Annotated in this window: 30 protein-coding genes; 22 read left to right on the top strand and 8 right to left on the bottom strand. The window is 63.5% G+C overall.

The window, feature by feature from the left end; translation table 11 throughout:
- Positions 1-22: 22 nt before the first annotated feature.
- The 12 genes from H2037_RS13790 (at position 23) to H2037_RS13735 (ending at position 12555) form a co-directional block, all read left to right on the top strand.
- Positions 23-610, top strand: a complete 588-nt coding sequence (locus tag H2037_RS13790) for a hypothetical protein (protein WP_292123101.1) — start codon at positions 23-25, stop codon at positions 608-610.
- A 98-nt stretch (positions 611-708) separates the two neighbouring features.
- Entirely contained in the window at positions 709-1218 is a 510-nt protein-coding gene (locus H2037_RS13785; RefSeq protein WP_292123098.1) for a hypothetical protein, read from the top strand.
- Between the two features lie 77 nt (positions 1219-1295).
- Positions 1296-2612: an outer membrane beta-barrel protein gene (locus tag H2037_RS13780; protein WP_292123096.1), complete on the top strand. Its 1317-nt coding sequence runs from the start codon at positions 1296-1298 to the stop codon at positions 2610-2612.
- Between the two features lie 19 nt (positions 2613-2631).
- On the top strand, positions 2632-4038 hold the full coding sequence (locus H2037_RS13775; RefSeq protein ID WP_292123093.1) for an O-antigen ligase family protein: 1407 nt from the start codon (positions 2632-2634) through the stop codon (positions 4036-4038).
- A gap of 255 nt (positions 4039-4293) precedes the next feature.
- On the top strand, positions 4294-5148 hold the full coding sequence (locus H2037_RS13770; protein WP_292123090.1) for a WecB/TagA/CpsF family glycosyltransferase: 855 nt from the start codon (positions 4294-4296) through the stop codon (positions 5146-5148).
- On the top strand, positions 5132-6304 hold the full coding sequence (locus H2037_RS13765; protein WP_292123086.1) for a glycosyltransferase: 1173 nt from the start codon (positions 5132-5134) through the stop codon (positions 6302-6304). The genes H2037_RS13770 and H2037_RS13765 overlap by 17 nt, the downstream gene beginning before the upstream one ends.
- Before the next feature lie 78 nt (positions 6305-6382).
- Positions 6383-7741 carry an O-antigen ligase family protein gene (locus H2037_RS13760; protein WP_292123084.1) on the top strand — a complete coding sequence of 453 codons (1359 nt, stop codon included), beginning with the start codon at positions 6383-6385 and terminating at the stop codon, positions 7739-7741.
- A complete protein-coding gene (locus H2037_RS13755) occupies positions 7738-9108 on the top strand; it encodes an O-antigen ligase family protein (protein WP_292123082.1) in 1371 nt (456 codons plus the stop codon). Before H2037_RS13760 ends, H2037_RS13755 begins: the two co-directional genes overlap by 4 nt.
- A gap of 61 nt (positions 9109-9169) precedes the next feature.
- Positions 9170-10471, top strand: a complete 1302-nt coding sequence (purB, locus tag H2037_RS13750; RefSeq protein ID WP_292123079.1) for an adenylosuccinate lyase — start codon at positions 9170-9172, stop codon at positions 10469-10471.
- Positions 10468-10980, top strand: a complete 513-nt coding sequence (locus H2037_RS13745) for a DNA-deoxyinosine glycosylase (protein ID WP_292123076.1) — start codon at positions 10468-10470, stop codon at positions 10978-10980. The genes purB and H2037_RS13745 overlap by 4 nt, the downstream gene beginning before the upstream one ends.
- Positions 10980-11822: a formyltetrahydrofolate deformylase gene (gene purU, locus H2037_RS13740; protein ID WP_292123074.1), complete on the top strand. Its 843-nt coding sequence runs from the start codon at positions 10980-10982 to the stop codon at positions 11820-11822. The genes H2037_RS13745 and purU overlap by 1 nt, the downstream gene beginning before the upstream one ends.
- 106 nt (positions 11823-11928) lie before the next feature.
- Positions 11929-12555, top strand: a complete 627-nt coding sequence (locus tag H2037_RS13735; RefSeq protein WP_292123072.1) for a fasciclin domain-containing protein — start codon at positions 11929-11931, stop codon at positions 12553-12555.
- A 196-nt stretch (positions 12556-12751) separates the two neighbouring features.
- Here the strand turns inward: H2037_RS13735 and H2037_RS13730 are convergent, their stop codons facing one another.
- Entirely contained in the window at positions 12752-13075 is a 324-nt protein-coding gene (locus tag H2037_RS13730) for a DUF1476 domain-containing protein (RefSeq protein ID WP_292123070.1), read from the bottom strand.
- Positions 13076-13353: 278 nt separating this feature from the next.
- Between H2037_RS13730 and purC the strand changes: the two genes are divergently transcribed.
- Positions 13354-14112, top strand: coding sequence for a phosphoribosylaminoimidazolesuccinocarboxamide synthase (gene purC / locus H2037_RS13725; RefSeq protein WP_292123067.1), 759 nt, complete (start codon positions 13354-13356; stop codon positions 14110-14112).
- Entirely contained in the window at positions 14112-14348 is a 237-nt protein-coding gene (gene purS / locus H2037_RS13720; RefSeq protein ID WP_292123064.1) for a phosphoribosylformylglycinamidine synthase subunit PurS, read from the top strand. Before purC ends, purS begins: the two co-directional genes overlap by 1 nt.
- 7 nt (positions 14349-14355) lie before the next feature.
- Here the strand turns inward: purS and H2037_RS13715 are convergent, their stop codons facing one another.
- Positions 14356-15519: a cyclopropane-fatty-acyl-phospholipid synthase family protein gene (locus H2037_RS13715; RefSeq protein WP_292123062.1), complete on the bottom strand. Its 1164-nt coding sequence runs from the start codon at positions 15517-15519 to the stop codon at positions 14356-14358.
- 113 nt (positions 15520-15632) lie between these two features.
- Between H2037_RS13715 and H2037_RS13710 the strand changes: the two genes are divergently transcribed.
- The 4 genes from H2037_RS13710 (at position 15633) to H2037_RS13695 (ending at position 19237) form a co-directional block, all read left to right on the top strand.
- On the top strand, positions 15633-16112 hold the full coding sequence (locus H2037_RS13710; protein WP_292123061.1) for a YbhB/YbcL family Raf kinase inhibitor-like protein: 480 nt from the start codon (positions 15633-15635) through the stop codon (positions 16110-16112).
- A 70-nt stretch (positions 16113-16182) separates the two neighbouring features.
- A complete protein-coding gene (locus H2037_RS13705) occupies positions 16183-17400 on the top strand; it encodes an MFS transporter (protein ID WP_292123059.1) in 1218 nt (405 codons plus the stop codon).
- A 106-nt stretch (positions 17401-17506) separates the two neighbouring features.
- The gene (gene purQ / locus H2037_RS13700; protein WP_292123057.1) at positions 17507-18169 is read left to right on the top strand and encodes a phosphoribosylformylglycinamidine synthase subunit PurQ; all 663 of its coding nucleotides are present in this window, start codon (positions 17507-17509) and stop codon (positions 18167-18169) included.
- A 90-nt stretch (positions 18170-18259) separates the two neighbouring features.
- Entirely contained in the window at positions 18260-19237 is a 978-nt protein-coding gene (locus tag H2037_RS13695; protein WP_292123055.1) for an endonuclease/exonuclease/phosphatase family protein, read from the top strand.
- 17 nt (positions 19238-19254) lie between these two features.
- Here H2037_RS13695 and H2037_RS13690 read toward each other — a convergent pair whose 3' ends face one another.
- Together H2037_RS13690 and H2037_RS13685 are read right to left on the bottom strand one after the other, a co-directional pair.
- A complete protein-coding gene (locus H2037_RS13690; RefSeq protein ID WP_292123053.1) occupies positions 19255-20334 on the bottom strand; it encodes an aspartyl/asparaginyl beta-hydroxylase domain-containing protein in 1080 nt (359 codons plus the stop codon).
- 64 nt (positions 20335-20398) lie between these two features.
- Complete coding sequence (locus H2037_RS13685; protein ID WP_292123212.1) at positions 20399-20569, bottom strand: hypothetical protein; 171 nt, start codon at positions 20567-20569, stop codon at positions 20399-20401.
- 31 nt (positions 20570-20600) lie between these two features.
- Here H2037_RS13685 and H2037_RS13680 point away from each other — a divergent pair, with 31 nt between their 5' ends.
- Positions 20601-21398, top strand: a complete 798-nt coding sequence (locus H2037_RS13680) for a hypothetical protein (RefSeq protein WP_292123051.1) — start codon at positions 20601-20603, stop codon at positions 21396-21398.
- Positions 21399-21402: 4 nt separating this feature from the next.
- Here H2037_RS13680 and H2037_RS13675 read toward each other — a convergent pair whose 3' ends face one another.
- The 4 genes from H2037_RS13675 to H2037_RS13660 form a co-directional block, all read right to left on the bottom strand.
- Positions 21403-21645, bottom strand: coding sequence for a Tat pathway signal protein (locus H2037_RS13675; RefSeq protein ID WP_292123049.1), 243 nt, complete (start codon positions 21643-21645; stop codon positions 21403-21405).
- The gene (locus H2037_RS13670) at positions 21645-21821 is read right to left on the bottom strand and encodes a hypothetical protein (protein WP_292123047.1); all 177 of its coding nucleotides are present in this window, start codon (positions 21819-21821) and stop codon (positions 21645-21647) included. Before H2037_RS13670 ends, H2037_RS13675 begins: the two co-directional genes overlap by 1 nt.
- 62 nt (positions 21822-21883) lie before the next feature.
- On the bottom strand, positions 21884-22270 hold the full coding sequence (locus tag H2037_RS13665; protein ID WP_292123045.1) for a type II toxin-antitoxin system VapC family toxin: 387 nt from the start codon (positions 22268-22270) through the stop codon (positions 21884-21886).
- Positions 22270-22530, bottom strand: a complete 261-nt coding sequence (locus H2037_RS13660; RefSeq protein WP_292123043.1) for a type II toxin-antitoxin system VapB family antitoxin — start codon at positions 22528-22530, stop codon at positions 22270-22272. Before H2037_RS13660 ends, H2037_RS13665 begins: the two co-directional genes overlap by 1 nt.
- A gap of 67 nt (positions 22531-22597) precedes the next feature.
- Here H2037_RS13660 and purL point away from each other — a divergent pair, with 67 nt between their 5' ends.
- From purL to H2037_RS13645, 3 genes are read left to right on the top strand one after another with little or no spacing between them, the layout of a single operon-like run.
- On the top strand, positions 22598-24814 hold the full coding sequence (gene purL, locus H2037_RS13655; RefSeq protein ID WP_292123042.1) for a phosphoribosylformylglycinamidine synthase subunit PurL: 2217 nt from the start codon (positions 22598-22600) through the stop codon (positions 24812-24814).
- Positions 24811-25152: a DUF305 domain-containing protein gene (locus tag H2037_RS13650; RefSeq protein ID WP_292123040.1), complete on the top strand. Its 342-nt coding sequence runs from the start codon at positions 24811-24813 to the stop codon at positions 25150-25152. The genes purL and H2037_RS13650 overlap by 4 nt, the downstream gene beginning before the upstream one ends.
- Before the next feature lie 2 nt (positions 25153-25154).
- Positions 25155-25658 (top strand): hypothetical protein, encoded by a 504-nt coding sequence (locus H2037_RS13645; RefSeq protein ID WP_292123038.1) that lies wholly within the window; start codon positions 25155-25157, stop codon positions 25656-25658.
- Positions 25659-26000: the final 342 nt, after the last annotated feature.

The following is a 26000-nucleotide window of genomic DNA, read 5'->3' as shown; positions in this document are numbered from 1 at the left end:
ATCCGTATATGACGGACGCCGCTTGTTCACGCCGATGGTTCTGGCCTTGAGCGGAGCCACCTCAATCTCGGCGATCATTCTTGCGTCGGGCCTGACCTGGCCAGCGCTTGCCGCTCCTCTGAGCCTGGCAGCCCATCATGAAAAACGTGCGGATCTCGCTCTGAGATCGGAGCAGGTTTCGGCTCACGATCTTGATCGCGCCGCTCGCGAGAATGACAAAACTCTTGAGTCTTCGCCGTTTACTGCAAGCGCATGGTTGCGCGCAGCCTATATCCGCAAGGAGGAGACAGGTTCGCTTGACGCCGAAAGCCTGCGCAACCTTGAGATTTCATACCGGGTCGCTCCATTGGGCCCTGGCGTGAGCCGGTGGCGACTTCGTTTCGTGTTTGAAAACTGGCAGTCGGTCACACCCGCCATACGCGTTGCGGCTCTGAACGAACTTCGGGTATTCGCCACCTATCATAAGGGCAGCGGCGCCTTGGTGGACTCCATCGCCGACCCAGCGGGTCGCCTAGCGGCCAAGCTTACAGTTCGGAACGTCTACATGAATATCGCGGCCACCGGGTCCGACGACGCGTTGGCCCAAGAGGTTCGACGCGTCACAACATAACAACGCTCTTTAACTCTGGCTTTTAACCAACATAAGCCGTATATTTACTGACAGACACACGGAGATCGTTCCACGACTGCCGTGAAAGGGGATTGACCATGAAACAGTTCAAGCTTGGGCGTTCTACTGGACGGGTCGCGATTGCTGCAGCGGTTTTGACGCTGGCGGCGGGCCCGGTCACAGCCGCCATCTGGCGCTTGGCTGAGGCTCAAGAGCCCGCACCCTCCGCTGAATCGACGGCTGCCCTGACTATCCAAGTCAAGGCGACGGTCACCCAAACAGCCAATACGCTCGCCGGCCAGGCGCTGACGCCAGCTGAAGCCCAGGCCGTCTATGTCACAGCACTCGAGGGGGCAATCATAGCCAGCGGCGCCGCGCCTCAGGTCGCGATCGACGCTTTGATCGCTGCGAGAGATCAGATGAAGGCGGCCGGAACCTTGTCAGCGCCTGCCGAAGCCGCCATCAATCAGGTCATTGATCGGATTCGCCAAACTCTGGAGCAGGACGCTCCGGCCGCGACAGGCGCCGACACGGGCGCACCCGCGTTCGGCGCGCCGCCGGTCTCTGGTTCCGGCGGCGGCGGGCCAGACTACGACACTGCAGCCTAGTATATCGCCTGGCTAAGGCGATCAGAACCGCCCCTGCCGCACACTCCCCGATAAGCGTTTTCAAGGACTGTCAGATCATGCGCAACAAGAGCAGCCAGGTATTCCTGCTGGCCAGCGCAGCTTCGTTCGTGATTGTGGGTGCAGCCGCCGTCTCGACAGACGCCGCAGCCCAGTCCGTCAGAGCTGCTCAGGACCGATCCGCCGACATGTTCGCGCGTGATCGTGGCGTAGGCGTACGTGAACGCCCCCGGCCGGATTATGAGGCGCTCGGCATCCCTTCGGGGGGGTTCGTCATTTTCCCGAAGCTTCAGGTGGATGCGGAGTATAACGACAACATCTTCGCTGTGGACACGGACAAGCAGGACGATGTCGTCTTCCGTATCCGCCCGGAAATAGTGGCCCAATCCGATTGGTCTCGCCACTACATCCAGGCCTATGGCCGCAGCACCATCAGCCAGAACGTCGACTTCGACAGCGAAAACACGACCGACTGGACGGTGGGCACGACGGGTCGTCTCGACATCGTACGGGGCTCAAACCTGACCGGCGGCGCCGAGTTCGCCCATGTTACGGAACCTCGCACCTCGACGAACACCGCCCAGACTGCGGAAAATCCAATCGAATTCGACATGGCCTCTGCTTATGTCGGCGCTGTGCGCTCTAAAGGCCGTGTACGTCTCTCCGGTCGCGCCGACGTAAGATCGTTTGACTACGAGGACGGCCGGACGACCGCCGGCGCAGTGATCGACCAAAGCGATCGTGACCGCAGCATCTTCAATGTCGCGGGTCGTATGGACTATGCCATCAGCCCTGCGACCGCTGTTTTCGGTCAGGTGTCGCTCAATGAAAGGGACTATGACAGTGACGCGAGCAGCACCACGCCTGCACGCGACTCCTCAGGTTATGAAGCCCTAGTCGGCGTCAACTTCGAACTGGGCGCGGTCAGCCGCGGAGAAATCGCCGCAGGCTATATCAGTCAGAGCTTCGATGACGCCGCCTATACCGATATCGACGGCTTCGGTGGACGGGCGCAACTGGAATGGTTCCCGACGGAACTGACTACCGTCACGGCGTCCGTGTCACGCACGGTTCAGGATGCGGGAATTATCGGCGCCGCCGGTTATCTGAGTACTGAGGTCGGCGGCAAGATCGATCATGAACTGCTGCGCAATCTTATCCTCACGGCCCAGGTGACCTACAGCGAAGACGATTACAATGGCATCGACCGCGACGATCAGCGGCTGAACGCCTCTGTTTCCGGCACGTACCTAATCAATCGCCACTATGGCGTAACCACTACCCTGGCCTATATCGACCAGGCTTCCGACGGCGCTCTTTCTGGGCCGAATTACGATGTTATGAGAATGTACGTTTCTCTCGTCGCCCAGTTCTGACGCCCACAGGCTACGTCATATGAACGCCGACCCCGGGGTCGAGCAGCAGCCAGCCCCTCTCGCCGCCACAAGGCGGCGCGCGCGTGGTCGGCCACCTTCGGCCCGATCGTTGTCCAACCGCCGCGCCCGCAGCCTCAGACTTGCGGACTATCTGCTCCTGAGCGGCCCGATCGCGCTGTTCAGCATCGTTCATCTGCTCGGCGGCGGCGCTCAACCGACGGCGGCGCTCTGGTTCGCGGCGGCGATCGTACTCCTTCTGCCGGCTATGGTTTTGTTAGCGGGCCGCAAGGGCGAGTTGTCCCTGATCTGGCCAGGCCGCACTGCGGTCATGCTGTTTGTTGCCGTGCTCGGCTTAGCCGTCTGGACTCTGCTCGCCCCCGCTTCCGGTACGAACTCCCCTTGGGCGGCGATCCATGGGCAAAGCGCCATCTCCCTGGACAGATCGGCGACACTCGTTGAGATCATCAAGCTTTGCGCTCTGGCTGGAGTTTTCTTACTCGGCTGTTTTGAAGGCGTCAGAACCCGTCGCGTAGCCGGCGCGGTCCGCACAGTCATCACCATCGGAGCCATTTGGGCGGTTGTTGGGATCGTGATGTTCATCGCGGACTTGCAGGTTCGCCAAGATGGACGTCTCACCGGCGGGTTCCTGAGCGCGAACAGCGGCGCCACCGTCTACGGCATTCTGCTGGTCCTTTCCTTAGCGGTACTGGCGAGAGCCAGCCGCAGCCTGCGCCTTGGCCGCACATTCGGCCGTCTCGTCGCGTTCGGTGCATCCGTTTTCTGCGTCATGCTGTTTGTTGGCTGCCTGTTGGCCACCGCCTCTCGTATGGGCCTGGCGGCCACGTCCCTGGCTGTGATCGTTTTTCTCGTCTGGGAGGCTCTCAGCCGGAAAGACAGCCTGTCTAAACGAACCATTGGCCTAACCGTGGCCGGCGCACTCGTTGGGCTGATTGGCATCGCAGGCGCGGACACTCTGTGGGCGCGGTTCGACACTCTCGACGCGGACGCGGCGAACCGCAGCGTCATTTTTACGGCCCATTGGCGCGCCTTTTTGGATGCACCCCTGTTCGGACATGGACTCGGCAGTTTCAGCGCGGTCAACGCCCAGCAGATGACACCTGAAAATTACGGCGCGCTGCGTTCGATCCGGGCCGCCCATAATGTCTATATCCAGTGGTTGGAGGAGGCGGGGGTGTTCGGCGCCCTGCCGATGTTCGGTTTGATAGCAGTCCTGATCGGCGGCGGCCTCCGACGTTCGCATCAGGCGCCTGGCGGAGCGATTCAACGGGGATTGATCGCCGCCAATCTGGTGGTGCTCCTGCATGGAACTACCGACTATGCGTTGCAGGTGCCGTCCATAGCGGCCTTCTGGGCGTATTTGCTCGGCTTGCAGTTTTCATATGGCAAGGCTCGAGCCGGGAAGTGAACCTAAAGGTCCCATGCGTCTTTTATTTTGTCGGGAAGTTAGCCGGTTCTTTGATCTATTTCGCAGCCGCAACATTTTCCGGTAAGACAAATACCATTACGCCGAGGTACTGTGTGAGCGCCGCAAAGGCGTGTGTGCGCCGCAAGGCGAGAGGGGACTGAATTCCGCTGTGCGCTCTATTTACGCTGGGGATTGGCAGTCTTGCGCCTCGGCGCGTGCATGGACCAGAGCCATCACAATCGCGTTCGAGGCGTCATGACTGAAGGCCTCGGTACTTTCCCTACCGTTCTCGTCGGCGGCGTCCCCACGACGCGGATCACCCGCGCAGAATTGGCCCTGTTGATGATCGACGACTGTCGGCGAACTCGAGCCGACCCCGAGCGGCTGCCTCGCCTCGTCGTCTCATCCAATGGCGCCGTAATCGCCGATTTTCACCGCGACGCCAGCTTCCGCAATATCTTGCTGAAGGCGGATGTGATCGATGCTGACGGCATGCCCCTGGTCATGGCCACCCGTCTGTTCTGTCAGGAACCGCTGGAAGAACGCGTGGCGACCACCGACTTCATCAACGACGCCGCCGAGGCCGCGGCGAAAGAGGGAATCCGCTTTTACTTCCTGGGCGCCAAACCAGGTGTTGCAGACACGGCCGCCACGCATTTCCGAGCACTTCACCCTGATCTGCAGATTGTCGGAGTGCGACACGGATATTTCAACGCCGAGGACGAGATTGATATTTGCGACGAGATTCGCGCCTCGGGCGCGGATGTCCTCTGGATCGGCTTGGGCAGCCCCCTTCAGGAATCCTTCGCCCTTCGCAATCAGCATCATCTTCAGGGACTGGCATGGCTTCGGACCTGCGGCGGCATGTTCGACCACTATTCGGGAAAGTTCAGGCGCGCGCCGGTCTGGATGCAGAGCATCGGCCTAGAATGGCTCCATAGAGCCCTGAACGAACCGATCAGATTGGGGCGACGGTATATGGCGACCAATCTGCCCGCAATTTATTATCTGCTCACCCAGACCACGGACCGACAGGAAGACGTCCGCATCGCACGAACGAAATTGCACACGACCAATGAGGACGCCCCTGTCGATGACCGGCCAATCTGACACCGAGCCACTCGAATCGACTGGTGCGGCGACGGTCTCAAAATCCGTGGCTCGGCGTCTCGTATTCATGGTGACCCATTCCAATGCGGGTGGCGCGCAGGAGATCTGGTCCAACCTCGCGGAAGGCTTCCAAGCGCGGGGAGACCAAGTCACACTCGCGGCGCTCTATCCGTCGGATGAATCGCGGCTGAAGACTCCCGAAGGATTGCTCTGGACTCATATGACGGAGCGGCGACCACATTCTCCGTTCGAGTTGTTCAGACTGTTGAAGAATTTCGTGAGCTTCCTGGCCAGAGAGCGTCCAGACGCCGTTATCACGGCGCTTCCAGCAGCAAACATACTGGCGCCCATAGCAGTGATGCTGTCCGGCGCACCCACCAAGGTGATTACCTCGCACCACTCTCCCTCGGAAACCTATGCGCCGCTACTCAACCTAATCGACGGTTTGGCCGGCACCCTGCCGTCCGTCAGCGATATCGTAGCGGTGTCCAATACCGTGGCGCGGTCGCACCGAAAGAAACCTGCCGCCTATCGCGCCAAGCTGAGAACCATTCTTAACGCCCTACCGCCCCGAATAGAGGCGAAACTTGGCATGCTGGCGTCAGAGCGATCCCAAAAATCTTCGCGAGGCCAGATTGTAATCGCCGCTGGTCGTCTGGTGCCACAGAAAAACTACCCCACCTTGATCCGCGCAGCGGAGCACCTTGACAGCAACATCAAGATCAAGATTCTTGGCGCCGGCCCGGACGAGGCCGAACTCAAGGCGCTGGCGGCTCAGTTGGGCGTGCAACAGAAAGTCGAGTTCGTTGGATTTCATCCACGAGATGAGACCCTCGCCTTGCTGGCGGAAGGTGATGTCTTCGTCCAGCCAAGTCTTTTCGAGGGCCACAGCCTCGCCCTCATTGAGGCGGCTCAGTTGGGCTTGCCCTTGGTCGTGTCGGACGTCCCGGTCCAGGTGGAAGGCATAAGTGGAGCGGATGGACAACTATGCGGGGTGGTCGTCGGCGTACTGGATCACGAGGCCTTGGCGCGAGAACTCAAGGCGCTTCTGACAGATGCGTCGCACTACAGCAATTATGCCCAGCGCGCCGCTCGACTGGGTTCAGAAGCGACATACGACCGGATGTTCACCGCCTACTCCCGTCTCCTAGTCTGACCCATCGATATTGTGAGCCGCTCCGCACTTGAGCCTGCAGCGCAGCCGTCATACGGAAGTCTATTCGCGGACGGAAACATGATGCTTGCCGCCCCCCTCCCGGTCGACGCCAACCATGACCTGTCCGCCAAACTTTGCGGATGGGCTCTAGCTGGTCTTCTGCTGATCGTGATCGTCGGCCTGGGGCCACTTCAAGCCCAGAAGACAATGCTGTCCACCGGCGATGGCAATATCTTTCGGCAAGCTCTCTATATCCTCGTTTTCGGCTTCGTCATCGTCTCGGCCAAGGCCTTGCAGACCCCCCGCATATTTCTGAGCCCGCCCCTTACCCTATGGATCCTGATCGCCTGGTGCTGGATCAGTCTGTCGTGGTCTCTCGAGCCGTCGATCGCCTTTCGCCGACTACTCCTGACAACGATCATTATCTGGACTGTCTTCATGATCGTCGAGCGCACAGGCTATGAGCGGGCCGTGAGGACAGCCCTGCTTACTCTTCTGGCGGTGCTCCTGATCAACTACGTCATGGTCGTGCTGTTTCCTCACGCCGGTATCCACCAGGCGCGTGAAGTGCTCGATGCTGGTCTGGTTGGCGACTGGAAAGGAGCGTTGCCTCAGAAAAATTTTGCGGGCGCCGTTTGCGCGATAACAATCCTATTGCTCATCTTCGCAGGCGGCTGGCTTCAACCTTACCTTCGCCTGATTTCAATAATCGCAACCGTATTCTTCCTCTACAAGACCGGATCAAAGACATCGCTGGCGCTGACGTTCGGAAGTCTGGTTCTGGGAGGTCTGTACCTCTCCTACGATCCAAAATTTAGAGCGCTTTTGATCCCAGCCACAGTCATTACAGTCGGACTGGCTGTCCTGTTTGGGCAGTTTTATTGGATGGACGCCATATACACTCTCAGTCAAGGCAGCGCCCTTACTGGGCGTGGTACGATTTGGGGCGTTCTAATATCCTATGCCAACGACCACTGGCTGCTGGGCACTGGGTACGGCTCCTTCTGGAATATCGGCGTAAACAGTCCTGTCTACTACTACACCTCCACGTGGGTTCGCCTATTGGGAACCGGCCACAACGGCTACCTGGACATACTGGTCACGGTCGGTGTCATCGGCCTGTTGCTGACTGTTCTGGCCCTTGTCGTAGCGCCGCTGTCTCGGCTGCTCTGGAGTCGAACGATCAGTCGGAGAAGCGGCGCCTTGCTGATCTCCATGCTGATCTTCTGCATCGGTCATAATTTTACCGAAAGCAGCGTGATGGATCGCGACGCTATTGTTCAGGTCTTCTTCATGATGACCTTGGCCCTGATCACCATCTCGACCCGTCAGCCTCCAGAAGCGCCGGGGCCGCTCTATTTCGCCTGGACCGGCAGGTTCAAGCCGCTACCCAATAGCCGCCTCGCGCCAAGCCAAGACGGAGAATCCAAGGCATGACCGCCACGGCGAACGACATTCCAGCCCGAAAATCTGGTGGCCGCCCCCTCTTCGTCCCGGCGGTTGCGACCCTGATCGCGCTGTTCGTCCTCGTGGTTCTGGGACCGGCCATGACGAATGGCGGGCCTCCGAGCGGCAACATTCTGCGGCAGGCCATCTTTACGGCCCTTCTTCTCGGCACAATGTGGGCGGCCGGAGTCTTCAAGAAGCCGTCTAAGCTGCTCAGCCTGCCGATTATCCTAATGGCGGCTGTAGCCTGGTGCTGGATCAGCGTGGCATGGTCGGATGTGCCGATGATCAGCGTACGGCGCGTCCTGCTGACCACCATCATCATCTGGATCGTATTCTTGGCGGTTGACGATTGCGGTTACGACCGTACCGTCAAGACGATTATGGTGGGCCTTGCGGTTCTACTTTTCATCAATTTCATTGCTGTGGCTGTGTCGCCGGCAACCGCGATCCATCATTTTACGGCAGGTGAAGATCGTGGTCTGATCGGTGACTGGCGAGGGGTATTGCCGCAAAAGAATTTCACCGGTGAGTTTTGCGCCTTCACAATCCTGTTCTTCACCTTTGCCCCGCCAAAGCTGCCTCGCAAGACGCAGTCAGACACCAAGGCCAAAGTCCCACGAGAACTGATCGTAGGCGTAGCGATCCGAACAGTTGTGGTGCTGGCGGCCGCCTTTTTCCTTTTTAAAACAGAGTCGAAGACCTCAATGGGCATGGCCGCCATGGGCCTGTTGGGCGGCGCCATGTTCCTGTTTCTCAGCCCCCGCGCCAGGATGATCGCGGTCCCGTTCGCCGCGTTGGCGGGCATGGCTGTAATGCTGTTCTGGGCCGACAGCTGGGTAGAATCTGTCGGCCCGTTTGCCAAGCCAACCGCGTTTACCGGGCGTGTGCAGATCTGGCCTCACCTCATCTCATATATCCGGGATCATCCGCTGAACGGCTCTGGATATGGCGCTTTCTGGAACATCGGCGACGAGAGTCCGATTTTCACCTATTCGAAGACTTGGGTGACGACCATCGCCAGCGGACATAACGGCTATCTCGACCTCGCCGCGCAGGTGGGCATCCCCGGCCTGATCCTGGCGGTCGTCGCGGCCTTCGTGATGCCCTTATACAAGCTGCTTTCCAGTCAATCTGTTTCGCGCTGGCGCGGCGCTCTGCTGATTGGGATGATCATCTTCTGCGTCGGTCACAACATGACCGAGTCGGGCCTGTTCGACCGCGACGTCATTGTTTGGGCGTTCCTACTGATCACCCTGGCGCTTACGGAGGTCGCCACCGGAAAACGCTTGCCTTCGTCTTCTTCCAAGTCACGCCCGCGCTCACGGCGCAAACGCGCTCTGCCTTCATTCGACTAGCGCCTCCAATCCGACCAGGCGACCTTGACTCCGGGCCGTCGCGGACCGACAGGACCGGCCCATGATCACGCGCTATTCCCGCCCCGACGCCGCCGCCATCTGGTCGCAGGAGACCAAGTACAAGATCTGGTTCGAGATCGAGGCCCATGCCGCGACCAAGATGGCCGAACTGGGCGTCATCCCGACCGAGGCGGCCGAGGCCATCTGGGCCAAGGGCAAGGATGCGAGCTTCGACGCCGACCGCATCGACGAGATCGAACGCACCACCAAGCACGATGTCATCGCCTTCCTGACCCATGTCGCCGAGATCGTCGGCGACGAGGCGCGCTTCCTGCACCAGGGTATGACCTCGTCGGACGTGCTGGACACCTGTTTCGCGGTTCAGCTGGCCCGGTCGTCGGACCTGCTGATCGACGGCGTCGACCGCGTCCTGGCCGCGCTGGAAAAGCGCGCCAAGGAGCATAAATACACCCCGACCGTCGGGCGTTCGCACGGCATCCACGCCGAGCCGGTGACCTTCGGCCTGAAGCTGGCCGGCTATCACGCAGAGTTCCAGCGCGCCAAACGTCGCCTGATCACCGCCAAGGAAGAGATCGCCACCTGCGCCATCTCGGGCGCCGTCGGCACCTTCGCCAACGTCGATCCGGCGGTCGAGCAGTATGTGGCCGACAAGATGGGCCTGCAGGTCGAACCGGTCTCGACCCAGGTCATCCCGCGTGATCGCCACGCCGCCTTCTTCGCCGCTCTGGGCGTGGTCGCCAGCTCGGTCGAACGCCTGGCCGTCGAAATCCGACACCTGCAGCGCACCGAGGTGTTGGAGGCCGAAGAATTCTTCGACAAGGGCCAGAAGGGCTCGTCGGCCATGCCGCACAAGCGCAACCCGATCCTGACCGAGAACCTGACCGGCCTAGCCCGTCTGGTCCGTTCGGCCGTGACCCCGGCGATGGAAAACGTCGCCCTGTGGCACGAACGGGACATCAGCCATTCGTCGGTCGAGCGCGGCATCGGCCCCGACGCCACCATCCACCTGGACTTCGCCCTCCAAAGGTTGGCCAGCGTGGTCGAGCGGCTGAACGTCTATCCCGAGAACATGCAGGCGAACATCGACCGTCTGGGCGGTCTGGTTCACTCGCAACGGGTCATGTTGGCCCTGACCCAGGCCGGAATCTCGCGTGAGGCCGCCTATGCCGCCGTGCAGGAGAACGCCATGAAGGTCTGGCGCTGCGAGGGGGTGTTCCTGGACTTCCTGAAGGCGGACGAGCGGGTCACCCTGCCCGCCGAACAGCTCGAGGCCCTGTTCGACCTAGGCTATCATACCAAGAACGTGGACGTGGTGTTCAAACGGGTGTTCGGCGAGGGGTGAGCGACGCCCGCCGCATCGGCTTCACCCCCGTCGTCGATGCGCGCACGCGGCTGCTGATCCTCGGCAGCCTGCCCGGCGACGCCTCGCTGAAGGCGGCCCAATACTATGCTCATCCCCGCAACGGTTTCTGGGCGTTGATCGGCGGCGTGCTGGGCGAGGCGGTCGCCGCACTCCCCTATGACGCGCGGCTGGAGCGGTTGAGGGCGCGCGGCGTCGGCCTGTGGGACGTGATCGCCTCGGCCGAACGGTCCGGCAGCCTGGATGCGGCGATCCGGTCGCCTGAAGCCGCCGACCTGCGAGGCCTGATCGAAGGTCTGCCCGAACTACGCGCAGTAGCCTTCAACGGCGGACTGGCGGCGAAGATGGGGCGACGGTTCCTGGGGAATCTGAACAAGATCGCTCTGGTCGATTTGCCGTCGTCCAGCCCCGCCCATGCAATATCCTTGTCGGCAAAGTCGGCCAGCTGGGCCATACTGGGTGACTTCCTGCTAGATAAGCCTGCCGCCTGATGATCCTGACCCTTTCCTGCCCCGACCGCCACGGCATCGTCGCCGCCGTGTCCACCTTTCTGCTGGAGCGGGACGCCAACATCTCCGACGCCCAGCAGTTCGGCGACGCCTCCACCGCCACCTTCTTCATGCGGGTGGTGTTTGAGCCCGTCGAAGGAGATATGGAGGCCGCCATTCGAGAGGCTTTCGCCTCGCTGGCCCAAAGGTTCGGGATGGACTGGACCTTGCGAGGTCCGGAACCTCGCAAGGTGATGATCCTGACGTCCAGGTTCGACCACTGCCTGGCTGACCTGCTCTATCGCTGGCGGATAGACGAACTGCCGATGCAGGTGACGGCTGTAGTGTCCAACCATCCGCGCGAACTGATCGGCCATGTCGATCTGGGCGATCTACCGTTTCACTATCTGCCGGTCAGCGCGACCGACAAACTGGCCCAGGAAGCCGAACTTGTGCGGCTGATCGCGACGACAGGAACTGAACTGGTCGTACTCGCCCGCTACATGCAGATCCTGTCTGACGACCTCAGCCGTAGGCTTCAGGGGCGTTGCATCAATATCCATCACTCCTTCCTGCCGGGCTTCAAAGGCGCCCGCCCCTATCACCAGGCCCATGCGCGGGGGGTGAAAGTCATCGGCGCCACCGCACACTATGTCACCCCTGAGCTGGATGAGGGCCCCATCATCGAGCAGGATGTGGAACGGATCAGTCACCGTGACATGCCGCAGGATTTGATCCGTAAGGGTCGTGATATTGAGCGACGGGTTCTGGCGCGTGCAGTGCGAAGACACCTCGAAGACCGCGTTTTGCTGCACGGCACAAAGACAGTTGTTTTCGAAGACTAAGCACGAGACCTGCGCCATCTCGTCGCGCCCCGCGCATCCATTGTGGCTATCTGGACGTAACCTTGTGGCAGCCGCCGAATGCGCGGAACAATAGGGAACGAAAACCATGGCTCATATTCGGAATCTAATGCTCGTCGCGGCGTCCGGCGCCGCTCTGATGGCGCTAGGCGCCTGCAACAACAACGAAACGGCGCCCGCTGAATCAACCGCCATGGCGCCGGCCGAGGGAGCGGCGATGTCGCCGATGACCTCCGAGACCATGGTTGGCGGCGCCGCCATGAGCCCCAATGACACCATCGTCGTCAACGCCTCCAAGGCGTCGAACCTCTCCACCCTGGTGGCCGCCGTGCAAGCCGCCGATCTGGTCGAGACGCTACAGGGTCCTGGCCCCTTCACCGTCTTCGCCCCCGACAACGCCGCTTTCGAAAAAATTCCCGAAGCCACACGCAATGGTCTGATGCAGCCGGCGATGAAGGATGATCTGACCAAGATCCTGACCTATCACGTCGTCTCCGGTCGCCTGACGGCCGCCGACATCGCGGCTCAGGCCCAGGCCAACGGCGGAAACGCCACGCTTCAGACCGTGCAAGGCGAGGAACTCAAGGTTTCCGCCGGTCCGAACAACACCTGGATCATCACAGACGCCAAGGGCGGAACATCCACTATCACCCAGGCCGATGTGGCCCAGTCGAACGGCGTGGTTCACGTCATCGACACGGTGCTGATGCCGTAAAAGAATTTTCGGTCGAGGCCGGGAACCGACTGAAACCAATTGTGCGTCGCCGTGTTCTTCAGGGGCGCGAGACGCACAGTAGGCCGGGTGAGACATCCCCCAACGTCCCCGGCAAAAAGAAAGGGCCGCACTTTCCCCCGGGTGCGGCCCTTTCGACTTTTTAGAGGCCCGGTTCTGACGAACGCGGATAAAACTCTTATTCGCCCGAGCGGATCTGCTCGCGAGCGATCGAGGCCAGTTCGTCGATCTTCGAGCGAATCTCGCCTTCCGAAACCGACAGACCCGAGCCCTTGAAATCTCCGGCGACCTTGCGGAACACATCCTCGTCGCCGGGTTGTTCCATATCGGCGCGCACGACGGCGGCGGCGTATTGTTCGCCGCTCTCGGCCGAAAGGCCCATTTTTTCGGCCGCCCACAGGCCCAACATCTTGTTGCGGCGGGCGATGGCCTTGAATTCCTGCTCCTGATCGAGGGCGAACTTGGCCTCGAAGGCCTTTTCCCGATCGTCGAAGGTCGTCATGTCGCTCAGCACAGCTCCGCACGCCCCGCTTACCTCGGGACAAGCGCCGTCTATAGCCCGACCGTGCCTGAACGCAACATGACTTCCGTCGCACTCGCATCCAACGCTGCGGTTTCCGGCTCGCCTCATTTGTATCGGGGGCCGCGTTCGGCTAAGGAGACCCCGAACGAGATTGACTGCCCGAGCGATTCCGAAACGCGCCGCCAGGACTGGGTCTTCCCCTCCACCATGGCTGCGCGATTTTTGTTTCTGGAGGGCGCCCGTAAGGCGGGACGGATATGAACAACAAGCGCAAGAAGATTTACGAAGGCAAGGCCAAGATCCTGTACGAAGGACCCGAGCCCGGCACCCTGATCCAGTATTTCAAGGACGACGCCACCGCGTTCAACGCGCAGAAGAAGGCCGTCCTCGAAGGCAAGGGCGTGGTCAACAACCAGATCAGCGAATTCATCATGTCGCGTCTGAACGGCATCGGCGTGACCAACCACTTCATCAAGCGGCTGAACCTGCGCGAACAGCTGATCCGCGAAGTCGAGATCATTCCGCTGGAAGTCGTCTGCCGCAACATCGTCGCGGGTTCGATGAGCCAGCGCCTGGGCATCGAGGAAGGCACGCCCCTGCCCCGCTCGATCATCGAATTCTACTACAAGAAGGACGAGCTCAACGACCCGATGGTCACCGAAGAGCATATCACCGCCTTCAACTGGGCCTCGACCCAGGAACTGGACGACATCCTGGCGATGACGGTGCGGGTGAACGACTATCTGTCGGGCATGTTCGGCGCCGTCGGCATCACCCTGGTCGATTTCAAGATCGAGTTCGGCCGCATCTGGGAAAACGACTTCAGCCGCGTCATCCTGGCCGACGAGATCAGCCCGGACAGCTGCCGCCTGTGGGACGCCGCGACCGGCGAGAAGATGGACAAGGACCGCTTCCGCCGCGACCTGGGCAATGTGATCGAAAGCTACACCGAGGTCGCCCGGCGTCTGGGCATCATGAAGGGCATGCCGACGGTGATCCAGGGGGGGCTGCACTAATGGCCAAGATCAAGGTTCATGTCTTCCTCAAGCCCGGCGTGCTGGACGTCCAGGGCAAGGCCGTCGAAGGGGCGCTTCAGGGTTTGGGCTGGGCGGGCGTCTCGAACGCCCGTGTCGGCAAGCTGATCGAGTTCGATCTGGCCGGCGCTGAAGATCCGCAAGCCGAGGCCAAGAAGATGTGCGAGCAACTGCTCGCCAATACGGTGATCGAAGGCTACCGCATCGAGGCGGCGTAAGCCTGCCTCAACGGCACAGGTAATCCCGCGTCAATGGAACGGCGTCTGGCCGTTTCGTCAGCTGGAGTTGGAACACCATCTGGCCCAGTTCGCGGAAGGCGACCTCGCTGACGGCGAGGTAGAACTCCCACATCCGGCAGAAGCGCTCGTCATACATGGCCAGCGCTTCCGACCGTCGCGCCAGGAATCGGGTACGCCACGCCCGCAGCGTCTCGGCGTAGTGGAGACGCAGCACCTCCATGTCCGTCACCCACAGGCCTGCGCGCTCGATGGCCGGCAGGACCTCGGACAGGGCGGGGATGTAGCCGCCTGGAAAGATATATTTGCGGATCCAAGGCTGGGTGCGGCTGGGCGGCCCCTTGCGGCCGATGGAATGGATCACCGCCACCCCGTCGTCGGTCAGCAACCGCGCCACCGTGTCGAAATATTCCTGATAACTCGGCGCTCCGACGTGTTCGAACATGCCGACCGAGACGATCCGGTCGAACGGTTCGTTCAGGTCGCGATAGTCCTGCAATCGGAAATCGGCCTGATCAGACAGACACCGCTCGGCTGCACGCGCATTGGCGGTGCGGTGTTGTTCGGTCGACAGGGTGACGCCGGTGACCCTCGCCCCCGCCTCGGCCAGCGACAGGCCCAGGCCGCCCCAGCCGCAACCGATATCCAACGCCCGCTGCCCCGGCGAAAGAACCAATTTGTCGATCAGCCGCTGCTTCTTGGCGATCTGCGCCTGTTCCAACGTCGCCTCCGGCCTTTCGAAATAGGCGCAGGAGTATTGCAGGTCGGCGTCCAGGAAGAGCCGGTAGAAGTCCACCGTCAGGTCATAGTGATGACGCACGTTCGCCCGGGCGTGGGCGCGGTCATTGGCCTGTTCGATCGCCCGACGAAGACGCCAGCCCGGCCCGAGCCGCCGCGGAGATCGGGCCAGTTGCGAGGCGGCCAAAGCGAGAAAGTCGTAGATGGAGCCGCCCTCGATCCGAAACGCGCCGGACATATAAGCCTCTCCCAGCTTCAACTCCGGGTTCGTCGCTATGGCCACGACTGTTCGCGCATCTTCGATGACGGCGGTCAGTTCGGGCTCTCCGGGACCGGCTCTCAGCGTGCGGCCGTCAGGAAGGCGCACGGCGATGGCTCGTGTCCGGAACGTCCTGTCGAGGAGGGATTGAAGCATGGGCCCTCGTTGGCTTGACCGTATCGACTACACAGCTAGGGACAGAATGTCGCAGTGCAACGCCTCATCGGTCGATGCCCTTTAACTGGTGATCACGAAACGGAGAGACGCCAATGACCTTCACCCTTACCTCCAATGATGTTCAGGACGGCGGCTTCCTGCCCGACGCCCAGGTCCACGCCAAAGGCAACACCTCTCCCCACCTCACCTGGAGCGGAGCACCCGAAGGGACCAAGAGCTATGCGGTCACCTGCTACGACCCCGACGCGCCGACAGGGTCGGGGTTCTGGCACTGGACCGTCGCCAATATTCCCGCCGACGTGACCGAGCTGGCGACCGGCGCCGGCTCTCCGGGCGGGGACATGCCACAGGGCGCGATCCAGGGCCGCACCGACTATGGCCAGCCCGGTTTCGGCGGCGCCGCGCCGCCTCCGGGCCACGGTCCGCACCGCTATATCTTCACCGTCTTCGCCGTGGACGTGGATCGGTTGGACGTGACCGCCGACAACTCCGGCGCCGTCTTCGGCTTCAACCTGCATTTCCATACCCTGGCCAAGGCCTCGATCACGGCGACCTACGAAAACCACGGCTGATACGGTTGATCGTCCGGGAAGGGCGCCTATGTTGCAGCGCAACATTCCCTCCCTTCCCGGATCCTTCGCCATGGCTTCCAGCGGCGCCGTCGTCGACTCCGACATCGTGACCCGACAACCCATGGCCGCCGACAAGGTGGCCCTGGTCCTGATCGCCCTAGCCATGGGCGGGTTCGCGATCGGCGTGACCGAGTTCGCAGCGATGAGCATACTGCCGGACTTCGCCGCCGGACTGGGAATCGACGCCCCGACCGCGGGCCATGTGATCAGCGCCTATGCCGCCGGCGTCGTCGTGGGCGCGCCCATACTGGCGGTGCTGGGGGCGCGGGCGCCGCGCTGGCTGCTGCTGATCGGCTTCATGGCCCTGTTCGCGATCGGCAACGGCCTGTCCGCCCTGGCCCCGACCTATGAGTGGATGCTGGTCTTCCGCTTCCTCAGCGGCGTGCCGCACGGAGCCTATTTCGGCGTCGCCGCCCTGGTCGCGGCCTCGACCGTGCCGCTGCACCTGCGCACCCGCGCCGTCTCGACCGTGCTGATGGGTTTGACGGTGGCGACCGTCATCGGCGTGCCCTTCGCCAATATGATCAGCCACGCCTTCGGCTGGCGCTGGACCTTCGCCATCGTCAGCCTGCTGGCCGTGACCACCATGGTCCTGGTCGCCCTGTTCGCCCCGCGCGATCCAGCCCATGCGGACGCCAGTCCCCTGCGGGAGTTGGGCGCGCTGAAACGGGGCCAGGTCTGGCTGACCCTGGGCGTGGGCGCCGTGGGCTTCGGCGGCATGTTCGCCGTCTACGCCTATCTGGCCTCGACCCTCGCAGCCGTGACCGGCGTCGGCCCGGAGATCCTGCCCTGGGTTTTCGCCGTCTTCGGCGTGGGCATGTTCCTGGGCAATATCCTGGGCGCTTGGGCGGCCGACCGGGTCGGCTTCCCGGCGGCGGGCGGTCTGTTGCTGTGGAGCGCCGCCGCCCTGGCCCTCTATCCGTTCGCGGCCTCGAACCTGTGGGCCATGATGGGGGTGGTCTTCCTGATCGGCGGCGGCGGCGGACTGGGTTCGGTGCTGCAGACCCGGCTGATGGATGTCGCCGGCGACGCTCAGATCTTGGCCGCCGCCCTGAACCACTCGGCTTTCAACACCGCCAACGCCATTGGCCCCCTGCTGGGCGGCATGGCCATCGCGGCCGGCTATGGCTGGACCTCGACCGCCTGGGTCGGCGTCGCCCTGTCGCTGGGCGGTTTCGCCATCTTCGTCGTCGCTTGGGCGATGGGCCGGCCCCGGGCGTCGATCTGAGCGATTGCGCCGGCACGACGCATGCGTGGGCCAGATCGAGACTGGTCCGGGTCAAATCCAACCCGCGCACTGACATTTCCCGAAAACGGTGCTAGAGGCCCGCGCCATGAGCGCAGCCGTCATCGTCTTCCCCGGTTCCAACTGTGATCGCGACTGCAAGGTCGCCATCGAACGCTCCACCAACGAGCCCGTCTCGATGGTGTGGCACGCCGAGACCGAACTGCCCCAGGGTCTGGATCTAATCGTCATCCCCGGCGGCTTCTCCTACGGCGACTATCTGCGCTGCGGCGCCATGGCGGCCCAGTCGCCGGTGATGCAGGCGGTGAAGAAGGCGGCGGACGACGGCGTCGCCGTGGTCGGCATCTGCAACGGCTTCCAGATTCTGTGCGAGGCCGGAATGCTGCCGGGCGCCCTGCTGCGCAACAAGGGACTGAAATACGTCTGCAAGCCCATCGCCCTGACCATCGCCAACGGCCAGACCCGTTTCACCGCCGGCTATCAGGGACAGCGCGAGGTGACGATGACCCAGGGCAACGGCGATGGAAACTTCTTCGCCGACGCCGAAACCCTGGCCCGGATCGAGGGCGAGGGCCAGGTGGTGTTCCGCTATGTCGAAAACCCGAACGGTTCGGTCAACGATATCGCCGGGCTGCAGAACGCTCGCGGCAATGTCCTGGGCATGATGCCGCATCCCGACCGCGCCTTCGAGGCCGAACTGGGCTCGGCCGACGGCGCGGTTCTGTTCCAGAGCATCTACGCAGCGGCCTGATCGCTCCAGCTCGCATGCTCGCAGCCTTGTGACTCTAGCGAACGTCGTTTTTTGATAACCTGCGGTCGTATCGGCGTCGCGGGGACAATCATGGCTTCCATTCTCGATCATCCGCCTCAGGCCGTGCGCGACGATCTCGACCGGCTGAACCTCCTGCTAGACGCCGTGCCGCCCAAGTCGACGGGCGACAATCTGCTGATGGCCACCTGGAACATCCGGGGCTTCGGCAGCCTGACCGAGAAATGGGAAAGCCAGGACGGCGACAGCCCCCGTCGCGATCTGCATGCCGCCGTCCTGATCGCCGCCGTGCTGGATCGGTTCGACGTCATCGCTGTGCAGGAGGTGAAGGCCAATCTGCGCGCCCTGCGTCATGTGCTGAAGAAGCTGGGGCCCGACTACGGGTTCCTGATGACCGACGTCACCTACGGCGATCCCGGCAACGACGAACGTCTGGCCTATATCTACGACAGCCGACGGCTGAAGCCCTCGGGCCTGGCCTGCGAGTTGGTGGTGCCCGAGGACCTGGATACCCCCTACGCCACCCCCGCCAACGCCTTTCAGCGCCAGTTCGTACGCACCCCATACGCCGTCAGTTTCAACGCCTCCGGCAAGACCTTCGTCCTCGTGACCCTGCATATCGTCTATGGCGAGAAGGGCGCGGACCGCGTCGCCGAACTGACCGCGATCGCCAAGTGGCTGCGGAACTGGGCCGAGTCGATGGACGACTATGGCCAGAACCTGATCTGCATGGGCGACTTCAACATCGACCGCCACGGCGACCCGCTCTGGCAGGCCTTCACCTCCACGGGCCTGGTCACGGCGCCCGGCCTGGAGAAGGTGCCCCGGACCCTCAGTTCATCAGTCGAAAAGCCCGATCTGGCCAGCTTCTTCGATCAGATCGCCTGGTTCGAGCGCCGCCGCGACGGCAAACCCTATCTGTCGCTGGCGTTCAGACAGTCAGGCGGGCTGAATTTCCAGGGCGTAGTCCTGACCCACCTGACCCGCACCCAGCTTTCCTGGCGGATCAGCGATCACTATCCGCTGTGGGTCGAGTTCGGGTTGGAATAGACGCACCCAAAAGGACGTCAGGTCCCCAGCGCCGGGGTCCGTCCGCCGCCGGCGTCGATGGCGTCGAAAAGGGCGCGGATCAGTCCCTGTTCCTCCTCGGTGATCTCCGGCTTCCAGACGTCGAAGATCAGGATGGTGCGGTCCTGATCGCTGTCGTTCCAGGCCTCGTGTTCGATCGTGTCGTCGAAGGCCCAGGCGCGTCCCTCCTCCCACTGACGCACGTCCGATCCCACGCGCAACCAGGACCCGGGCGGCGCGATCAGCGGCAGGTGGCAGATGAGCCTCGCGTTGATCAGGCCGTGATGGGGCGGAATCCGAGCCCCAGCCGACAGTTTCGAGAACAGGATCGACGGCGAGCGCCCCGGAATACGGCTCAGCGGCGCGGCCTCGAGCGCCTTCATGGTCGCCGGACAACGCGAGGCGATCTCGGGAACCTCCACTCCGTCCTTCCACAGAAAGACCGCGCTCCAGTCGGCATTAGCTAGCATCCCCGCCTGATCGTTGCGCGGTCGATTGGCGCGATCCTCGACATAGGGGGCGAACAGGGGGGGGTCGGCCAGCATGGCCTGAAGTTCGGCGCGAATGTCCGCCGTCGCCGCCTCGACCTGGGCCAGCCACGGCGTATCGGCGCGGGGCTGGTGCTGGATTTGCGGCAGGCCGGGGAACAGGTAGAATTTCGGCTGCTGCAGGTACAGCGACTTACGCCCGGTCAGCAGGTCCAGCGACAGGGCGAACCGCTCGCTGGACCGATCGGGATCGAACCCCCGCTCCCTGACGCCGGCCAGCAGGTCTTCCTCGAACCGACGGGCCAGGTCCGCGCGGGCCTGATGCGCGCGTCGCAACTCCGGAGCCAGGGCCGGCGTCACTCGTCCCGGCTGAGCCTGCGCCAAGGCGGCGCCGTAAAAACTGGAGGCGGAGCGCAGGTCACCCAGCCCGACCAGGGCGTCTCCCTTCAGGATCAGCGCCCAGATGTCGCGGCCATCCCGCGCCAGAAGAGCATCGGCCGCCGCGAGGCTAGCGCGGTGATCGCCACGCGCACGCGCCTCCAGTCCGAGCCTGATCTGCTGGTCGAGGGATGAGGCGTCGTCGGAATTCATCCGTTCCACGAACACCGCAACTCAAGACGCGGTCAAGTCCGTCGCCTTGACCGTCGCCGATTAATCAGCCCTTTGGGACGGCCTTTCCATTGTCGAAGCTGTCGTCTTCGTCCGCCGTCTCCACCCCTCCGGGATCCCGTTGCGCCGCCAGTTCCTGGGCGCCGACGCCCTGGCCGTTCTTAATCGCCCGGTTGGCCTCGACCTCGTCGGTCTCGAAGCTCCCCAACACGTACAATGGAGCTGAACATCGCCGCCACGGAAGCTCCATGTCCACGATCCTTCGCCCCAACCCCGCACAGCGCACACGGCGACTTGTGGTGTTTGCAGCCGCCATCTTCGCGGTGGCGGTTCCCCTTGTTCAGAATCTGGCAGGCTTGGGCCTGACCCAGGCCGAGTTCGCGGCGGATGGAAACAGCACCCTGCGGGTGGCGGGGTACGCCTTTTCGATTTGGGGGCTGATCTATCTCGGCCTGCTGGCCTATGCCGTGCGTCAGGTCCTGCCCCAGACCGGGGAGAGCCGGCTGATCAACCGGATGGGCTGGCCTTCGGCAGTGACCTTCTTCGGCATCGGCCTCTGGATCATCGTCGCGGCCCTGAACCTGAAGGCGGCGAGCGTGATCGTGATCTTCGCCTCTCTGATCGCCCTGCTGGCGCCTTTGCTGACCTATTCCGCCTCCGTCCGCGACCGGGGCCGATTCGAGCGCGATCGAATGCTTTTGGTTTGGCCTCTAGCCGCCTTGGCCGGCTGGTTGACCGTCGCCGCTCCCCTGAACCTGATCACCACCCTGACCGCCTTCCAGGCGCTGCCGGACTTTCTGGCGCCGAGCCTATGGGCCATCTTCGCCATTGTCGCGACGACCGCGGTCGCGCTGGGCGTGACCTCGCTCCTGCGGACCCTGGTCTATCCCCTGCCGACCGCCTGGGGCCTGCTGGGCGCCTTCGTGGCCGAACAGGCGGACAAGCCGGCGGTCGCCTTCACAGCACTGGCCGGGGCCGTAGTCCTGTTGGTCGGCGGACTGGTGCTGGCCCTCCGGCTGAGGCCCAGCGTCGAGCGGCTCGCCTGATGGATCAGGGCTGCGTGTCGCCCTTATCGGGGATCGCGCCCTCGCCGGCGCCGACGTCGAAGGCGCCGTCTTCCTGAAATCCGACGCTGCCGACGCCCGTCGCCTCGCCGGTCAGTCGCTGGCGTCGGCTGATCATCGCGGCCTTGGGCGCGGCTATATCCATCTTCCGCGTCGTCTCCCGATCGTTCGACCGGTCCATCTGCTGGCCGGTCGCGGGGGTGGTTTCGGTGGGAACGCCGGCCCCCATCAGACCTCTCCCTGGTCAGGGCTGGGGTCAGGGCTGGGGTCAGGGTCGTCGTCGGGCTCGTCCGCCGCCTGTCCGGCCTGTTCGGCGAAGGCCGAGGCGCCGGCGTCGTCGGCCGCGATCTCGGGCAGATTTTCCTCTTCGGGCGTGGCGGCGGGATCGATGGGGGAATCGGTCATGGCGAAACTCCGTGGTCGTTCCTCCTGCAATGAAGGGCGGTCGCGGGAGTTCCATCGCGCGCTCAGATCGCCGCCACGTCCGTCTTCGAGAAATCCTGGCCCTTGAACAACAGGGGCTCGCCGCTGCTGCGGCTCAGGGCATAGGCGAAACAATCGCCATAGTTCAGACGCGCCGGATGCCGCCCCTTGCCGTACCGGATCATGGCGTCGCAGGCGATCCGCATCTGCTCCCGATCGACGGGGATCAGATCGAGGCCATAGTCCGCTTCGAGACGATCAAGGATCGGCCTCGCGTCCATCTCGAGGCGTGACGTCAGGACGGTGGCGAGTTCGACCCAGGTCGCCATGCTGACCCTGCGCATCGCCGCCGAGCGAATATGCTCGTCGTAGGTAGCCGCCTCGGGCTCCCTTAGAATGATCGCGACGAAGGCGGATGTATCCACGACCATCAGATGGGCTCGCCCCCCTCCCCATACATCTCGTCGTCGATTTCCTGCAGACTCTTGCCATTGCCGGGCGGCAGGGTTCGCAGATAGGCGAACAGGGCCTCGCGCCTGCGCGCCCGCTCGGCGGCCCCCTCGTCGGCGGTCAGCTCCTTCCAGGTGCGGTCAAGGGCGATGTCGATCGCCTCGGTCAGGCTGACCCCCATCCGCTCGGCGACGGCGCGGGCCTTGCGCTCCGTCTCCGCGCGCTTGATGCTGAGGCCCATTCTAGAACTCCCAAAATGCTGTCTAGAATATAGCCTATCGGGCGTTCACCCGCTAGAAGCGCCGCCCATGACCGCTCCTCAAAAGACCATGGCTGAACTGGCCGCCGAATACGGCCTGGCCCCGAACGAATATCAGGTCGTCCTCGACCGCCTGGGCCGAGAGCCCAACCATGTCGAACTGGGCGTCTTCTCGGTCATGTGGTCCGAGCACTGCTCGTACAAATCGTCCAAGATCCACCTGGGCAAGTTCCCCACCACCGGCGACCGCGTCATCTGCGGGCCGGGCGAGAACGCCGGGGTGATCGACATCGACGACGGCGACGCCTGCATCTTCAAGATGGAGAGCCACAACCACCCCTCCTATATCGAGCCCTATCAGGGCGCGGCGACGGGCGTGGGCGGCATCATGCGCGACGTCTTCACCATGGGCGCGCGCCCGGTGGCCCTGCTGAACGCCCTGCGCTTCGGCGATCCGTCACACGAAAAGACCAAGCGCCTGGTCAAGGGCGTGGTCTCCGGCATCGGCGGTTACGGCAACTGCGTCGGCGTGCCGACCGTGGCGGGCGAGACGAACTTCCACGCCGGCTACAACGGCAATATCCTGGTCAACGCCATGTGCGTCGGCCTGGCCAAGTCGGACAGCATCTTCTATTCGGCCGCCCCCTCGGCCGGCCTGTCGGTGGTCTATTTCGGCTCCAAGACCGGCCGCGACGGCATCCATGGCGCGACCATGTCCTCGGCCGAGTTCGACGACGAGTCGGAATCGAAACGCCCCACCGTCCAGGTCGGCGACCCCTTCGCCGAGAAGCTGCTGATCGAGGCTACCCTCGAACTGATGGCCTCGGGCGCCGTCGCCGCCATCCAGGACATGGGCGCGGCCGGCCTGACCTCATCCTCGGTCGAGATGGCCGGCAAGGGCGGCGTCGGCATCGAGTTGAACATGGACGCCGTGCCCCAGCGCGAAGAGGGCATGACCGCCTATGAAATGATGCTGTCGGAAAGCCAGGAGCGGATGCTGGCGGTCCTGAAGCCCGGCCGCGAAGCCGACGGCGAACGCATCTTCAAGAAATGGGGCCTGGACGCCGCCACCATCGGCGTCACCACCGACACCGGCCGTCTGGTGCTGAAGCATCACGGCGAGACCGTCTGCGACGTGCCCCTGGCGCCCCTGTTCGACGACGCCCCCCTGTACGACCGCCCCTGGGTTCAGCCGGAACTGCATCCGCGCCTGAACCCGGCTGATATCCCCGCCCCCGAAAACTGGGCCGATGCGGTGATGAAGGTGATCGCCTGCCCCGACATGGCGTCCAAGCGCTGGATCTGGGAACAGTATGACCGCCACGTCATGGCCGACACGCTGCAGGATTCGGCCACCGGCGCCGACGCCGGCGTGGTCCGCGTCCACGGCACGGACAAGGGTCTGGCCGTGACCAGCGACTGCACCCCCCGCTATGTCCAGAACGACCCCTACGAAGGCGGCAAACAGGCGGTGGCTGAGGCCTGGCGCAACCTGACCGCCGTGGGCTCGCGGCCCATCGCCATCACCGACAATCTGAACTTCGGCAATCCGCAGCGGCCCGAGATCATGGGCCAGATCGTCCGCGCCATCGACGGCATGGCCGAGGCCTGCCGCGAACTGGCCTTCCCCGTCGTCTCCGGCAATGTCAGCCTGTATAACGAGACCAACGGCGTCGCCATTCCGCCGACCCCGACCGTGGGCGCCGTCGGCCTGCTGCCCAACTATGACGTGGTCACCAACTTCTCGACCATGGCGGCAGGCGACACTCTGGTCCTGATCGGCCAGACCGTCGGCGAACTGGGCGCCTCCATCTATCTGCGCGAGGTCCTGGGCCGCGAAGACGGCGCCCCGCCGCCCGTCGATCTGAAGCTGGAAAAGAAGACCGGCGACTTCGTGCGCGACCTGATCGAGGCCGGCGACCTGACCGTGGTTCACGACCTGTCCGACGGCGGCCTGATCGGCGCCGCCGCCGACCTGGTCCTGGCCTCCGACGTCGGCGTGACCCTGGACGCCTCCAGCGAGACCCACGCCCACATCCTGCTCTTCGGCGAGGACCAGGCCCGCTATCTGGTCGCCGTCCCCCACGCCGAGGCCCTGATCGCCAAGGCCCAGGCTGCGGGCCTGCACGCCTCGGTCGTCGGCCACGCCGGCGGCGACGCCTTCGCCTCGCGCGGCGACAAGGGCGAACTGTTCAGCATCCCCGTCGCCCACCTGCGCGAATGGCATGAGGGCTGGATGCCGGGCTGGCTCGGCGACGCCGCATGATCCGCGCCGCCCCGCCTGTCGCGCTGCTCGTCCTGCTGGCGGCCTGCGACGGCGGCGGCGACCCTGTGCAGCAGGCGCTGCGTGAAGCGTCGGCCGCCCATCAAGCGGCCGCGACCCGCACCACGGCCGAGATGCAGGCGGCGGCCCAGACCGCGGATCAGGCCTATGTCGCCAAGATGATCGCCCACCACGAAGGCGCCGTCGCCACGGCCCGGGTCGCCCTGCGCGACAGCCGCGATCCGGAAATCCGGCGCATGGCCCAGAGGATCATCGACACCCGGACGCGCGAGATCGCCGAAATGAAGACCTGGGCGCCGACCGTCGCTCCGGCGAACTGAGCATGGCTAAGGGATCCTATCCCGGCAGCGGAAAACGGGCGCGTACTCCCGGTTCCAAAACTGCGCCGACGGGACGTCTTGCCGAGCGGAAGCCGGGGCGGCCCGCCGGACGGACGCCGTCCAAGCCGTCACAGATCACGCGAGACGAACTGAAGCATTTCAGCTTTCGCAATCGATCCAAAGAGGCGTTCCTGGACGAGTACGATCCATGGCTCCGCGCCTGTTTCAAGAACGGCTTCACCCGGCCCAACGAGATCGCCGGCCTTCTGAACAAACTGGGCAAGACAACCGCCTGCGGCCAACCCTGGACGCCTCACCTTGTCTGGGGCCTGCAACGCTTTCTGTTCGAACGACGCGAAAGGCGCAGAGCCGCTCAATCGGGTGAAGCGGCGCCGATGGCCCCCGTTTTAAAGCCCGTGACCTCAGGCCAGGGCTCGAGGGATTTAAGCGCAGACGATATGGCGCGGCTGCTCGTTGTTATCGGCAGGACGTCACGCCCGCGCTGACTGAATGGAGTCTACATTCGCTGCGAACATCACTATGTCTACTGGCGTCTGATGTCTGACGGCTCCGTCGGGATAGTGACGGCGCCCCATGAACGCATGCACCAGATCGCGCGTTTCAGGGACGACGCGCCCGTCTGACGGGCGATTTGCACAGGGAGCGTCTTATGGACGCGACGACCGCCGACACCATCTTCCGCCCCGCCATCCCGCCCCGCCGGACCGGCGGCCCCCTGGCCCTGCTGCCCTTCCTCTGGATCAGCTGGCGCGATCCGATCCGCATGTGGTCCGAGCGGCATTTCACCGAGCCGCAACTGCACGGCAACTCGGCCTTCGGCGAGATCC

This window comes from Brevundimonas sp. (assembly GCF_013912065.1).
Classification (GTDB): domain Bacteria; phylum Pseudomonadota; class Alphaproteobacteria; order Caulobacterales; family Caulobacteraceae; genus Brevundimonas.
This window is presented reverse-complemented; position numbering and strand designations above follow the sequence as displayed.